Source organism: uncultured Pontibacter sp. (genome assembly GCF_947499215.1).
In the GTDB taxonomy this organism is placed as follows: Bacteria; Bacteroidota; Bacteroidia; order Cytophagales; family Hymenobacteraceae; genus Pontibacter.
Genome location: NZ_CANMNI010000003.1, coordinates 715,947 through 729,766, shown reverse-complemented (window position 1 = coordinate 729,766; position 13,820 = coordinate 715,947). Strand labels below are relative to the sequence as shown.

The window sequence follows — 13,820 nt, the reverse complement described above, 5'->3', positions numbered from 1 at the left end:
AAAGCCACACCCTCACAACTTCACGATCACATCCAAGTCACCAGTTTTTTCCAAGATCTGGATGGCCACTGAGTCGTGTTGCTTGTCAGCCAAGAAACTGATACTGGCCCCGTTTATTCTCAGATCAGTTACCCTAATGGAGTCCATAAAATCCGGTAGAGAGGGATTGTTGAAACGCAGGCATTTCTCCTTTGCATAGATCTCGATGCCCAAACAGGACTGTATCATCATAAACACGGAGGCGACTGCCCAAGCTTGGGGAGAACAGGCAACCGGGTAAGCGGTTGGCCCTTCGGATTCTCTTCTGTTGAATCCGCAGAAAAGCTCGGGCAGTCGCTTATTTTCCATGTACAGACTGGTCTCCATCATCGCTTCAAAAATCCGGTTTACACCGTCCTTGTTATCGTAGCGGTGCATTCCAAAGGCTGTCAGCGCATTATCGTGCGGCCAGATAGAGCCGTTGTGATACGACATGGGGTTGTAGTTTTTCTCGTTCTTGCTGATGGTCCTGATGCCCCAACCGCTGAACATATCCTCGGAGAGCAAACTTTGCATGGCAGCCTTTGCTTTTTCAGGTTCCGCTATTCTGCTGAAAAGGCATTGTCCGGCGTTAGAGGACCTGACATCGCACTGCTCTTTGTCACCATCGAGCGCAATCACAAACGTGGCGTTTTCCTCTGACCAGAACAGGCGGTTGAATTTAGCCTTCAGGTCCCGGGCCTCTTTGGTCATTTGATCCGCGTAAGCATCCTCCCCAAGGACACGGGCCATTTCGGCTGCTTTTACTTTTGCATCGTAGGTATAGGCCTGCACCTCGCAGAGTGCGATGGGCAATTTTGCCAGTTCTCCGTCTTTGTAAAAAATGGAGTCAAAGGAATCTTTCCAACCTTGGTTATCCAGCCCGTTCTCAGATTTTTTCTGATATTCCACCAACCCATCCTTGTCCAAGTCGCCATATTCGTTTATCCAAGTGATGGCAGCCTGTATGCTGGGCCAGATGTTCCGGATGGTTTCCTGATCGTTCGTTCGCTGTAAATACTCCCCGGCCAGTACCACAAATAGCATGGTCGCGTCGATAGTACCATAGTAAAGCTGAAACGGGATCTCTTTGGTGGCCGCCATTTCGCCTTTCCGCATTTCATGGAAGATCTTCCCCGGTTCCGCATCCTGAAAATCATTCAACTCAGCGGCCTGTGTGGCCGCCAGAAATTTCAGAACCCCTTTGGTGATGGCAGGATCCATCCACAGGCACATGAAGGCGGTAATGATGCCGTCGCGGCCAAAGGGCGTGCTATACCACGGAATACCCGCATAAGGGTAAAGCCCATGCTCTGTTTCAGTCAGCAGGGTATACAGATCCGACATGGAGGCATTGACCCAGGCATTGAACTGATCGTTGCTGGAATGGAAACGGCAGGAAGATTCTTTCTGGGTTCTGATTCCGGACAACAAGGCCGGGCGTGCCTCATCAAACGATAGGGGCGTCGGATATACCCCGTCTGTGACGAAACCTATTCTCAAATAAAAGGTTTTTTGCTCTCTCGGTTGAAGCTCCATCTCAAAATCCAGCTGATTCTCATCGAAACCAACCTGGCAGTCGCAGTCCATCTCGATGGTTGTTTTGCGGGAAACGCCATCCAATCCGACGTATTCCAGTTCGAGCAAGTCTCCATTGCTCTTAAAGCCCAAGAGTTGTCCACGGGATGCTCTTTCCATCCCCCTTATTTCAAAAATATCGGCAAAATCATTGTTAAACTGAAAACCAACCCTGTATTTCAGAGTCCTGTTCAGAAAATTCTGAAAATGAAACCGCTCGAAGTAATAGCCTTTGTAGATAAACTTTTTGCGCAGGATATGGATAGCTCCGTGCTCTATCATCCTATCCAGCCCGTCATCATGGTAATCAGGATTGGTGAGGTCTACGGTCAGTATTTCATTCTCCTCCCGCAGGTTGGCACTCAGCAGCAAAGGCTTCTTCCCCTGTATGGTAAATTCCAGATGGGACAGAAAGCGTGTACCCTCATGGAATAAGCCATAATGACTTTTCCCGATTGGGAAGATGTCACCATACCTGTCGAAGATTCCAAAGGAATCCCCCTGTTTCAGAATAATGTTCTTACTATCCGCAAACGATGATTCTGATAAAATATAGTATTGGCCCTCATGTTCAATAACGCTCATAACTCAATGGGTTTTGTGTCAAATACTTATCTTCAATCAGCTCCTGATATAAAGCCACATAATCCTCAGCCATGCGCCGGTCGGAGAATCTTTTCTCAAAAACCTTCCGGCATACTTTTCTGTCTATCCTGTCCAGCTGCTTTACCCGCTCAACGGCCTCGTCCACACTGTTTACTATGAAACCGGTTTGACCCTCATCGATTACTTCGGGCACGCTCCCGCATTTGTAGGCGATTACCGGGGTGCCGCAGGCCATCGATTCAATCATGACCAGTCCGAAGGGCTCGGGCCAGTCAATCGGAAAAAGAAGGGCGCTGGCATTCCCCAAAAAATCGTTCTTCTCTATATCGTTGATCTCCCCTATGTACTCCACCAAGGGATTGTCCAGCAGGGACTTGATGTGCTGTTCATAATAGGGAATATCCACCTTGTCCACCTTTGCCGCGACCTTTAAAGGGATGCCCGCTTTGGTGGCAATCTCTATGGCTCTGTCTAATCTCTTTTCCGGAGAAATTCTGCCGATAAAGGCTAAGTACTGTCCTTTTGCTTCATGGAGCTTTAAAAGATCTTGGGGTATGCCATGGTAAATGGTTTTGATAAAATTGGCAAAAGCCAAGGGTTTGCGCTGGGCGTTTGAGATGGAAACCAAAGGCATGTCGGAGAACTCCCTGAACAAAGGCTTAAGGTCCTCAATATCTAGACGCCCGTGCATCGTGGTACAATGGGCGGTTGTGCTGCGGCGTGAAAAGGGGAAATGAAAATAATCTACGTGGTAATGGATGATGTCGAACTCATGCTGGACTTGCTGCACCAGTTCGAGCAAATGTATGATGTGGGCAATGGCATCTACAATGTGCGGGTTATGTCTTAAGGCGACAGGTGTCGGGGCGATCAGCTTCGCTTTTGTAACAGAATCGCCGCTGGCAAACAGGGTTACCTCGTGCCCCATATCTACCAGCTTATTCGTAAGATAAGCCACGATTCTTTCCGTGCCGCCATAGGCTTGTGGGGGTACGCTTTCAGTTAGTGGTGCTACCTGCGCTATTCTCATAGGCAAAAAAACAAGTAAGGTCCGGTTGCATCAGTGCCTCAAGCAATCAGTATATCCTGATCTAAAATCAGTACCCAAGTCGCCCTGATTGTTGGTTATCAGGGCCTTCCTTCCCGCAGAATCCATAGAGGGGCTATAAGAGCATACGAAAAAGAACAAGGACGGGCACCATCCAATGACTTGTTTTTCAGCTAGTAGCGTCAAAGGGTTTGTTAAAATGGCTATAGTGCTTAATTTGCTTGTATCCATATGAACCAGAGCCAGTATACATACGCTATGCATAAACTATCTGTACAACAGCTTCGCGCTGCCTTTCCTGCCCTGCGGGAGACCGGCGATCACAAACCTTACATTTATTTCGACGGTCCCGGCGGCACACAGATGGCGCAACAGGCGATTGATAGCATGATGGCCTACATTACGGGTGGTATGGCCAACCTGCACGGCGCCTTCCCGACCAGCATCGGGACCGACAACCTGCTGCTGGAAGGCAGAAAGGCCGTTGCCGACCTGCTGCACTGCGCCCCAGAGGAAGTGGCTTTCGGGCAGAACATGACCACGCTGGCCTTTAGCATCGCCCGCAGCCTAGGCTCCTTTATCACGGCCGATGACGAAGTGGTGGTAACCGAAATGGACCACCGAGCTAATGTGGACCCTTGGGTGACACTGGCCAAGGACAAGGCCGCCAAGGTGAAGTTTATTGAGCTGAACCCTGACACCTATACCTTGGATCTGGAGAAACTGGACGAGCTGATTACGGAGAAAACCAAACTAGTGGCGGTGGGGATGTCCTCGAACGTAACGGGCACTGTGACGGATGTTGCGCGGGTGATCGCCCGGGCAAAGGAAGTGAATGCAATCGTGATCATCGACGCCGTGCATGCGGTGCCGCATCTGCCCATCGATTTTCAAGAACTGGGCTGCGATGTGCTGCTGTGCTCGGCCTACAAGTTTTTTGGTCCGCACATCGGTATGGCCGTGATCGCGGCCTCCCTTTTTGAAAAACTGCAGGTATACAAACTGGCTCCCGCCCCGCAGCAGATACCGGACAAGCTCGAAACGGGCACACAGAACCACGAGGCCATCGCCAGTCTGATCGGGGCGATCACATTTATAGAGCAGTTGGGAGAAGGCGCCACTCGAAGAGAGCGCCTGCAGTCAGGTATGCAGCGCATTGAGGAGCACGAGCAGGAACTCACCGCACGGTTAGACAGCTTCCTGCGGCAGCTGCCGGAACTAAAGCTCTACCGGGCACCGAAAGGAATCTACAAGACGCCGACCTTCGCCTTTACCTTGCCGGGCATCAAAGCACGCGAAGTCACAAGCTGGTTTGCCGAGCATTACAACATGTGCATCGCCGACGGACACTTCTACGCCTCCACCATGGCCGACAAACTGGGCGTGAACCCGATGGGCGGCTGGGTGCGCATTGGCCTAGCGCCATACAACACAATGGAAGAGGTGGAGCTGTTTGAGCAGGGGCTGCGGGAGTTTATAAAAACGCATTAAGGAGGGTTTTACCACTGTATAAATATAATCCATAAACAGCTCTCAGCACCCAAAGAGAAAAACAGCTATCGCGGTAATCCGTGCGCTAATGCCTTAGAAAAGTCCTTAAATTGTAACTAGTTGAGATTGTATCAGTTAAAATATACTGTAGGTATATTTCCTGACTATATTTTTAACAAACTTAAAATATGAATACTATGAAAAAGAACTTTTTAAAACCATTGGCAGTGATGACATTATCAACCTTCGTCCTATTTGGCTGCGCCAGTTCGGAAGAGACTACCGCCATGGAAGATACCACCATGGAAGACACGAGCATGAGTGAGACCGAAACGATGGCAGGAGACGTTACTGATATGGAAGGCTATGAGGTACTGGTGGTAGAAGAACAGATAACAGTGCCAATAGTCACCTTACCCGCTACTGCTCTGATGATGGAGAACCCGGAAGAGATAGACCAGATGTTTGAAGGAATCGATAACACAGAGCGATACGATGTGATGGAACTGGCAAGAAAAAGTCCGAACCTCTCCACTTTCGTAAAACTTATTGAACAGGCCCAGCTTGAAGACGACATTCAACGTGTAGAGAGGCTGACACTTTTCGCTCCGACGAACGAAGCGTTTGCAAAACTGCCAAAAGCAGAACTGGAGAACCTTTTATTAGGCGATAACTATGCGGCACTTTCAAGAATGGTGCAGAATCACATCGTGTCTTCAGACTTGGCTTCAACGCAGCTACAGAATAACGACCGTATCCGCATAACGGATACTAGCTATATTATGCTTGATTCAGACAATAACTTAGGTACGACACGTATCGGAGGAGCTCAGATTCTCAGGAGCGATATTGAAGCATCTAACGGTAGAATCCATGTAATTGACGCTGTTATTACGCCGACCAACGATTAAACCAGAATACATTGTCAACATAAATTGATATAGCACACGACTATATCAAAAAGCTCCCTTTTCGCGAAGGGAGCTTTTTTTTGATGGTGCTGAAAGGTAAGCCTTTCCACACTTCTCACATGGCCGAAAACTGTGTAGCTGAGTGGACTGACTGGCGCTGCTTAGACTGAAAAGCTGGTTTCGTTGATGCCCAGCTTGTTTTTAGAGTGCAGCTCCACTGGGAAGCCCCACAAATAGCGGATGTGGGCGAGGGTGGCTTTGGCGTTTTTGATGTCGAGTTTGCGGTCTTTCTGGATGTAGTGCGTCAGGTATAGCTTGCTGGTCTGGTGCCGGTCCACGCGGGTGATCTGAATGTTGGGCACGAGGCTGGAGCGATCGTACTGCGCCGCCAGTTGCTCGCGCACTCGGCGGTAGCCCCGCTCATTGTGAATCGCGCCGATCTCATACTCCGTCTCCCCCTCGTTGTCGATGATGGTGAAGAGCTTCATATCACGGATGACTTTCGGGGAGAGGTACTGCAGAATAAAACTATCGTCCCGGAAATTCTCCATCACATAAATTACCTGCTCCAGCCAGTCCTTCCCGATCAAGTCGGGAAACCAAGCCTTGTCCTCTTCGGTCGGCTCTTGGCAGATGCGCTTGATATCCATGAAAATGTTGAAGCCTAAGGTATAGGGATTGAGGCCGGAGTAGAACTTGCTGTTGTAGTCCGGCTGGAAAAGCACGCCGCTGTGGCTTTTGATGAACTCGAGCATAAAACCGTCGTTGAGGTAGCCTTCTTCAAACATCTTGTTGATGATGTGGTAGTGCACAAAAGTCGCAAAGCCCTCATTCATAACTTTGGTAGCGCCCTGCGGATAAAAGTACTGCGATACCTTGCGGACAATCCGCACGATCTCCCGCTTCCAAGCGGGCATGGTAGGGGCATACTTTTCTATAAAATACAGAATGTTCTCTTCCGGTTCTTTTGGGAAACGGCCGTCGTCTGCAGTATTTGTTTCGATGTCGGCAGCGCCTTGCGGCAGCGTGCGCCAGATCTCATTGTAGTTTTCATGCCTGATAGCAGTAAGTTTCTTAAGCCTTTCATTCTCCTCCTTGGCCGACAGTTTAGAGGGCTTTTTATACTTATCTACCCCGTGGTTCATGAGGGCGTGGGCGGCATCGAGCACGCGCTCCACTTCTTCCTCGCCATACTCTTCCTCGCACTTCATTATATAGTCCCGCGCAAAAGCCATATAGTCGACAATGGAGTCGGCCGAGGTCCAATCTAGAAACATGTAGTTATTGGCGAAGAAGGCGTTGTGTCCTTGGCAGGCGTGGGCGATCACGAGCAGCATCATGCAGGTGGAGTTGTTCTCCATGTTGTAGCTGATGCAGGGGTTGGAGTTAATCACCAATTCGTAAGACAGCCCCATGCGGCCCTTGGTGTAGTTGTTCTGGTTGAGCACGAAGTCTTTTCCAAATTTCCAGTGCGGGTACGAAGTTGGCAGCCCGGTTAGTGCATAGGCGTCGAGCATCTGCTCCGAAGTCACGATCTCGATCTGGTTCGGGTATGTCTTCAGACGAAGGTACTCCTGCCCTATCTGACTGATCACCCGATCAGCCGCCTCCAGCGTTTCGTAGTCCCAGTTGGGATTGCAAAACATCGCCCGATATTTCTCTTTGTCTGTCATGGTATTGTTATTCAGATGTTGCTTGCCTAGGAATAAAGAACCTGCCTCTACCCTTCTGAGTTGCTAGGCGGAAACTGTCCCCTTGAGGGGACCACAGGGGTGTAAGGCCAGTTGCTAAAGTCTTGTGCTAGACGCCAACACCCTTCATGAGCTTAGCTCTCAACTCTAAAGCTCACGCTTTAGGTTGTCCTCAAGGGGAGAATTTCGCTGTATCTTATCTGCTGCTCCAGAGTGGATTCTGTGCACGATTCGGACAGGTCGCGACCTGTCCCTACAAGGTATATCAATCCCTACAATTCTCTATAATCCTGCAAGTCCTTATCTAGACAGCACTCCTCTTCCTAAACAACCCTTGAAAAACGGGCCAGATTTCGTAAGGCTCATACACCTGCCGGATCGAGAAGGCATCGTCGTCGCTGATGCGGCTGTAGGCCTGCCACAGGTCGCTTTCGCGCGGGTTGTTGTTGATCTCGATGTATGCCATGTACTGGATGGCGGGCAGGATATTTTCGAGCACGAGCAGCTTACACTCTGTAGCGTCCTGCTTCGACCACACGTCACCGTCCGAGGCTTGGCAGCAGTACACATTCCAGCTCTCGTTGTAGCGCGTGCGCATGATCTGCTCCATCAGCTTAAGCGAAGGCGCCACCACTGTTCCCCCACTCTCGCGGGAGTTGAAAAACTCCTCTTCGTTCACCTCCTTGGCTTCGGTGTGGTGCCGGATAAAGACCAGCTCCACGTTCTTGTACTGCCTTGTCAGGAAGATGTAGAGTAGCGTGAAAAACCGCTTGGCAATGTCTTTCTCGTGTTGCCCCATGGAAGCCGACACGTCCATGATGCAGAACATCACAGCCGAGGTGATAGGTATAGGCACGCGCTCAAAATTATTGTAGCGGAGGTCGATGTCCTCAAAAAATGGCAGTGTGTTGGCCTGTCTCCTCACCTTTTCGACTTCTTCAGCCAACATCGCCTTCTCCTCCGGACCGGAAGCCAGCGACAGCTGCTCCTCCAGCAAAGCCAACTTCTTGTCCAGCACGCCTTTTAAGGCCAGTCGACGCCCAAGCGACTGTTGGTAACTGGATTTGATGTTGAGTCGCGAAGGAACGCTGTCGCGGGTATATCCGGCACGTCTCATCTCAAAATTCTCGGTGCTCTCCATCAGCTTCTTCACCATGTTCGGAAGCTCCAAGTCATCAAAAAAGTATTTTAGAAACTCCTCCCGAGACAGCACCACCGTAAAATCGTCCTCGGTCACCTCCGGACTGTTGGAGCCTTTGCCTTTGCCGCCTCCTCCGCCGCCGCCCTTGGGTTTGGGCACGCGGTCACCTTCGCTGTATTTGTCGTTGCCGGGGCGCACCGTCTGCTTTTTACCTGATTTGGAATCGTGGTGGAAGCTCGGCTCCTGGAGTCCGCGTACAGGTACCTTCACACTACCACCCGCACTGCTGTCCTTTATGCTCTCTTGCGAGATAATGTCAGGTATAGCCTTCTTGATCTGGTTCTCCACCCGCTTCAGAAACTTCTGCCGGTTACCGGTAGACTTCCCCTTGTCGTTCTTCCGTCTGTCGATGATGTGGGACATATTTTAGAAGTTATGAGTCTCGAGTTCTGAGTCCTGAGTTGACTTTTCCTGAAAAAACTCAGAACTCAAGACTCAGAATTCGTGACTCTATTAGGCCATTGTTTTTCTTACCCGCATGAACCAGTCTACCAAGATGCGGATCTGCTTGTCGGTATAGCCACGGTCGCGCATGCGGCGGGTGAAGTCGCGGTGCTTCTTCTCGTCTTCCTCATTGGTTTTCACATTGAAGGAAACAACCGGCAGCAAATCTTCGGTGTTGGTGAAGATCTTCTTCTCGATCACGTTCTTGATCTTTTCATAGGAGTCCCAGCGCGGGCTCTTGCCGCCGTGGTTGGCCTTGTGGCGCAGGAAGAAATTCGTTACCTCGGAGCGGAAGTCTTTCGGGTTGGCTATACCTGCGGGCTTCTCAATTTTCTCAAGTTCATCATTCAAAATGCTGCGGTCGAAGATCTCGCCTGAATCCGGGTCGCGGTAGTCGTTGTTCTGCATCCAGTGGTCGGCATATACCACGTACTTCTCGAAGATGTTCTGTCCATAGGAGCTGTACGATTCGATGTAGGCCTTCTGGATTTCGTCGGAGATAAACTCAGCGTACTTGCTGGCCAGAATCGATTTGATCAGGTGCAGGTATTTGGTTTCGGTTTCCGGCGGCAGCATCATCTTGATCACCTCCTGCTCCAGCACATAAAGCAAATGCACCGGGTTGGCGGCAATCTCCTCGCTGTCGAAGTTGAACACCTTAGAAAGAATCTTGAAAGCGAAACGGGTCGAAATACCCTGCATGCCCTCATTAATACCGGCATCATCACGGTACTCCTGTATGGACTTTGCATTCGGATCGGTTTCGCGCAGCGTCTCGCCATTGTATACCCGCATCTTGGAATAGATGCTGGAATTCTCCGGCTCTTTGAGGCGCGACATCACAGAAAACTCGGCCAGCAGCTCGATGGTCTTCGGAGCGCAGGGCGCCTCTTTGAGTGAGCTTTCTCGGATGAGCTTTTCGTAGATCTTGATCTCCTCGCTCACGCGCAGGCAGTATGGCACCTGCACTTTGTAAATACGGTCGAGGAAGGCTTCGTTCTTTTTGTCGTTGAGGAATTTGGCCCATTCTGACTCATTGGAGTGTGCCAGAATAATGCCGTCGAAAGGTATGGCGCCGATGGGTTCGGTACCTTTGTAGTTCTTTTCCTGTGTGGCGGTCAGCAGCGGGTTCAGCACCTTGATTGGTGCTTTGAACATCTCCACGAACTCCAGCAAACCTTGGTTAGCCAAGCACAGACCACCGGTATAGGAATAGGCATCGGGGTCGCTCTGCTGGTACTCGGCCAGTTTGCGGATGTCCACTTTACCCACCAGCGTCGAAATATCCTGATTGTTTTCATCACCCGGCTCGGTCTTGGAGATGGCGATCTGCTCCTGAATGGACGGGAACAGCCGGATCACTTTGAAGCGGTTGACGTCGCCGTCGAACTCTCGTAGGCGCTTGGTCGCCCAAGGGCTCATGCAGCCCGGCACGTAGCGAGTAGGTATACCATACTCCTGTTCCAGTTCCTCCGCGTAGTCGGCAAACAGCCCCAGCGGACTCTCAAACACCGGACTGACTTGGTCACCGGCCTTGAGCACGTAGATGGGGTTTTGCTGCATGAGGTGTTTGAGTTTTTCGGCGAGGGAGCTTTTGCCGCCTCCAACCGGTCCCATCAGGTATAGGATCTGCTTTTTCTCCTCGAGGCCCTGTGCCGAGTGCCGGAAATAAGACACGATCTGCTCGATGGTGCTTTCCATGCCATAGAAGTCACGGAAAGCCGGGTAGATCTTAATTCTCTTATTCGAGAAAATGCGGCTTAGTTTCGGGTCTTGGCGGGTATCGAGCATTTCCGGCTCCCCGATCGCATCCAAAATGCGCTCGGCCGGCTTGGCATACACCTGCGGGTCTTTTTTGCACTCCTCAAGATAGGCAGCTACTGTCATCTCGTTCATGGAGGCACTGTAATTGGTTTTGATCTTTTCTAAAATGTTCATAGGGCGTGTTTTTGAAACGTGGGTCAGAATCATTTTATACCTGAGAGCAATAGCAGTGGCGCCATGAATGAATACCCTATTACTGCCTATCAGCCGATGACATCATATATTTTTTTCGTTTATGTTCTACATCCCTCCGTTGAGGCATGCCGCTTCGTTTCGACTAAATAAAACCTGTCCGGCACAATGGGTTATGCTTGCTATTTTTGGTTGGTGAGTCCGAGCAGGTTGTTGGGGCTGGAAATGTGTACACGTACACATTAAAGCAGGGCACTGCTTTCCGTAGCCCGAAACAGGGGTAGAATGGTTTGGCGACAAAATTGACAGTCCCCTGTGCCCTATGTTATTAATACGTTGGTTTTCGAAATCCGGCAGTTCCTGTCCAAAAAAAGCTTTCACTTTTCTTGTTATAACTGTTTGGTGCCGAACCCTCTATATTTGCAAAACAGCGGGTCTTCGAATTAAATTCAAAATTGATAATATTTTATAACTTCATGTTTATACGCATATTGTACAAAATTGTCTATGCCTATACCTCATGTTGCTACCAATTCAGCCCTGACCAACCTGAAAGTATTATTAAAGAAGCCTTATAATGTCATTGAAGCTAATTACAGTTAGGACAAACTGGCCCCATGAGGGTAAGACTGTTAAGTTGTAAAAAAAACAGACCCAAAACTTTCTCTCATTCTATTAAGAAACTTGGTCGAATAAGCTGATTCGGATATATCTATTCGAATCTTAACTGTTGCGGGTCTCCGGACCAGCGTATGTCGACACACGGGAATGTGAACCTCACCAACAGTTGGGGGTGAGAGCACTCTTTACCAAGAACCTCCGAAACAAGTTCAGGATTTCCAACTCATAGAATGACGAAAAATTGAGAATGAAATGAGCCTGATTTGGCAGAGGGTTTAGGTGGTTTCTGAACGAAGAAGGTAGCCTTAAGGCACAATAATCAGTATAAACAAAAAAACAGAAGTGATCATGAAACCAGAAATGGGAAATTGGGACGAGGATAGGTATATGGAACTGAACACTTACTTCAGAGTGAAGATACAGGGCATGGTGGATTCGGACCCTTACATACGAGATTTGCAGAAACAGGAAGACGGCTTACAGCTCAGTGACTTAATCGATCGCATGTCGGAGCTGGACCAAGCACGTTGGGCCGAGTTTATCCGGCTCGACCGCATCAAGCTGCACATGGATATGCAGAATCATTTGGAGGGCAAGGGAACGCCGTATGATCCTCGCAGGGGGTTTGGGGGAAATCCCGAGAGCCCAGAAAATGATGCAACTCCTTGGTAGGCTGTATCCGAAAATTATCTCTCCCAACAGTTGTCAGGAATAGCTATATAGCGAAACATTTTGACAGATTGACGTTTATACAAAAGTTGACTTGAGAGATGGGTTAAAACATTGTTAATTTACCATATATCGTAGGAATCCATTTCTTTTTAATTACATTTTTCTATAATTTCGCTTCGATAAGAGACAAATCACGGACATATAAAAAATACAAGCATGTCAGAACACGCTGAAATAATTTTAGAGGGTAAGTCCTACAAACTTCCGGTTGTAACAGGCACTGAAGATGAAAAAGCAATTGATATTTCTTCTTTGCGCGCTGAGTCAGGCTATATCACGCTGGACTCTGGCTATAAAAATACAGGCGCCACTACCAGCGCCATCACTTTCTTGGATGGTGAAAAAGGCATCCTGAGCTACAGAGGCTATCCAATCGACCAGCTGGCTGAAAAATCTAACTTCCTAGAGGTGGCTTATCTGCTGATCTACGGCGCGCTGCCAACCCAGCAGGAACTGGATGACTTCAGCGGCAAGATCAAGATGCACACGCTCGTGAACGAGGATATGCGCAAGATCTTGGACGGTTTCCCGTCTGCAGCGCACCCAATGGGTATCCTTTCTGCCATGATCAGCTCCCTGACGGCTTTCTATCCAGAGTCGCTCAATCCGAACCAGTCAAAAGAGGAGATGGATCTTTCTATCATCCGCTTGATGGCTAAGATCTCTACAATAGCTGCTTGGTCTTATAAGAACTCAGTAGGTCACCCGGTGAACTACCCGAAAAACAAGCTGGACTACTGCTCTAACTTCCTGCACATGATGTTCGCTTTCCCAACTGAGGATTACGAAATCAACCCGGTGGTAGTAGACACTATAAACAAGTTGCTTATCCTGCACGCTGACCACGAGCAGAACTGCTCTACTTCGACTGTACGTCTGGTAGGTTCAGCCAATGCCAGCCTGTACTCTTCTGTATCTGCCGGTATCAGCGCCCTGTGGGGCCCGCTGCACGGTGGTGCCAATCAAGCTGTGATCGAAATGCTCGAGCAGATTAAAGCTGACGGTGGCGACTCTAAGAAATTCATCGCAAAGGCGAAGGACAAGAACGATCCTTTCCGTTTGATGGGCTTCGGTCACCGTGTTTACAAAAACTTCGACCCGCGTGCTAAGATCATCAAGAAGGCTGCTGACGATGTGTTGACTGCCCTTGGTATCAACGATCCGATCCTGAACATTGCAAAGGAACTGGAAGAAGCCGCGCTGAACGATCCGTATTTCGTAGATCGCAAACTATACCCGAACGTAGACTTCTACTCCGGCATCATTTACCGTGCACTCGGTATCCCTACCGACATGTTCACGGTGATGTTCGCCCTTGGTCGTCTGCCGGGTTGGATCGCACAGTGGAAAGAGATGCGCGAGCAGAAAGAGCCGATCGGCCGTCCGCGTCAGATCTATACTGGTGCAACCGAGCGCAACTATGTTCCTATCGAAGAAAGATAGTCTCATAATATCATAAAATAGAAACGTCCCGCTGCTGCAAAGTAGCGGGACGTTTCTATTTATGATTGCTGTGTATTAAC

At 49.4% G+C, this 13,820-nt stretch carries 9 protein-coding genes; 4 read left to right on the top strand and 5 right to left on the bottom strand.

Going from position 1 to position 13,820, the window contains the following annotated elements:
• Window positions 1–12 precede the first annotated feature (12 nt).
• On the bottom strand, window positions 13–2,181 hold the full coding sequence (locus Q1A04_RS17045; protein WP_299708392.1) for a glycogen debranching N-terminal domain-containing protein: 2,169 nt from the start codon (window positions 2,179–2,181) through the stop codon (window positions 13–15).
• The gene (locus tag Q1A04_RS17040; protein ID WP_299708390.1) at window positions 2,168–3,232 is read right to left on the bottom strand and encodes a glycosyltransferase family 4 protein; all 1,065 of its coding nucleotides are present in this window, start codon (window positions 3,230–3,232) and stop codon (window positions 2,168–2,170) included. The genes Q1A04_RS17045 and Q1A04_RS17040 overlap by 14 nt, the downstream gene beginning before the upstream one ends.
• A gap of 276 nt (window positions 3,233–3,508) precedes the next feature.
• Here Q1A04_RS17040 and Q1A04_RS17035 point away from each other — a divergent pair, with 276 nt between their 5' ends.
• Window positions 3,509–4,741 (top strand): cysteine desulfurase-like protein, encoded by a 1,233-nt coding sequence (locus tag Q1A04_RS17035; protein WP_299708388.1) that lies wholly within the window; start codon window positions 3,509–3,511, stop codon window positions 4,739–4,741.
• Between the two features lie 197 nt (window positions 4,742–4,938).
• Window positions 4,939–5,652: a fasciclin domain-containing protein gene (locus tag Q1A04_RS17030; protein WP_299708386.1), complete on the top strand. Its 714-nt coding sequence runs from the start codon at window positions 4,939–4,941 to the stop codon at window positions 5,650–5,652.
• 161 nt (window positions 5,653–5,813) lie between these two features.
• Here the strand turns inward: Q1A04_RS17030 and Q1A04_RS17025 are convergent, their stop codons facing one another.
• The 3 genes from Q1A04_RS17025 to Q1A04_RS17015 all read right to left on the bottom strand — a co-directional run bounded on the left by Q1A04_RS17025 (window position 5,814) and on the right by Q1A04_RS17015 (window position 10,926).
• On the bottom strand, window positions 5,814–7,325 hold the full coding sequence (locus Q1A04_RS17025) for a SpoVR family protein (RefSeq protein WP_299708384.1): 1,512 nt from the start codon (window positions 7,323–7,325) through the stop codon (window positions 5,814–5,816).
• 322 nt (window positions 7,326–7,647) lie between these two features.
• Entirely contained in the window at window positions 7,648–8,907 is a 1,260-nt protein-coding gene (locus tag Q1A04_RS17020; RefSeq protein WP_299708382.1) for a YeaH/YhbH family protein, read from the bottom strand.
• A 90-nt stretch (window positions 8,908–8,997) separates the two neighbouring features.
• Window positions 8,998–10,926, bottom strand: a complete 1,929-nt coding sequence (locus tag Q1A04_RS17015) for a PrkA family serine protein kinase (protein ID WP_299708380.1) — start codon at window positions 10,924–10,926, stop codon at window positions 8,998–9,000.
• Window positions 10,927–11,913: 987 nt separating this feature from the next.
• Between Q1A04_RS17015 and Q1A04_RS17010 the strand changes: the two genes are divergently transcribed.
• Together Q1A04_RS17010 and Q1A04_RS17005 are read left to right on the top strand one after the other, a co-directional pair.
• A complete protein-coding gene (locus Q1A04_RS17010) occupies window positions 11,914–12,237 on the top strand; it encodes a hypothetical protein (protein ID WP_299708378.1) in 324 nt (107 codons plus the stop codon).
• Window positions 12,238–12,453: 216 nt separating this feature from the next.
• Window positions 12,454–13,740 carry a citrate synthase gene (locus Q1A04_RS17005; RefSeq protein WP_299708376.1) on the top strand — a complete coding sequence of 429 codons (1,287 nt, stop codon included), beginning with the start codon at window positions 12,454–12,456 and terminating at the stop codon, window positions 13,738–13,740.
• The last annotated feature ends 80 nt before the right edge of the window (window positions 13,741–13,820 follow it).

Excerpts from the sequence above, each read along its gene's own strand:
- Q1A04_RS17020 (WP_299708382.1), bottom strand. The coding sequence starts at position 8,907 with ATGTCCCACATCATCGACAGACGGAAGAACGACAAGGGGAAGTCTACC.
- Q1A04_RS17015 (WP_299708380.1), bottom strand. The coding sequence starts at position 10,926 with ATGAACATTTTAGAAAAGATCAAAACCAATTACAGTGCCTCCATGAAC.
- Q1A04_RS17035 (WP_299708388.1), top strand. The coding sequence starts at position 3,509 with ATGCATAAACTATCTGTACAACAGCTTCGCGCTGCCTTTCCTGCCCTG.
- Q1A04_RS17045 (WP_299708392.1), bottom strand. The coding sequence starts at position 2,181 with ATGAGCGTTATTGAACATGAGGGCCAATACTATATTTTATCAGAATCA.
- Q1A04_RS17010 (WP_299708378.1), top strand. The coding sequence starts at position 11,914 with ATGAAACCAGAAATGGGAAATTGGGACGAGGATAGGTATATGGAACTG.
- Q1A04_RS17005 (WP_299708376.1), top strand. The coding sequence starts at position 12,454 with ATGTCAGAACACGCTGAAATAATTTTAGAGGGTAAGTCCTACAAACTT.
- Q1A04_RS17040 (WP_299708390.1), bottom strand. The coding sequence starts at position 3,232 with ATGAGAATAGCGCAGGTAGCACCACTAACTGAAAGCGTACCCCCACAA.
- Q1A04_RS17025 (WP_299708384.1), bottom strand. The coding sequence starts at position 7,325 with ATGACAGACAAAGAGAAATATCGGGCGATGTTTTGCAATCCCAACTGG.
- Q1A04_RS17030 (WP_299708386.1), top strand. The coding sequence starts at position 4,939 with ATGAAAAAGAACTTTTTAAAACCATTGGCAGTGATGACATTATCAACC.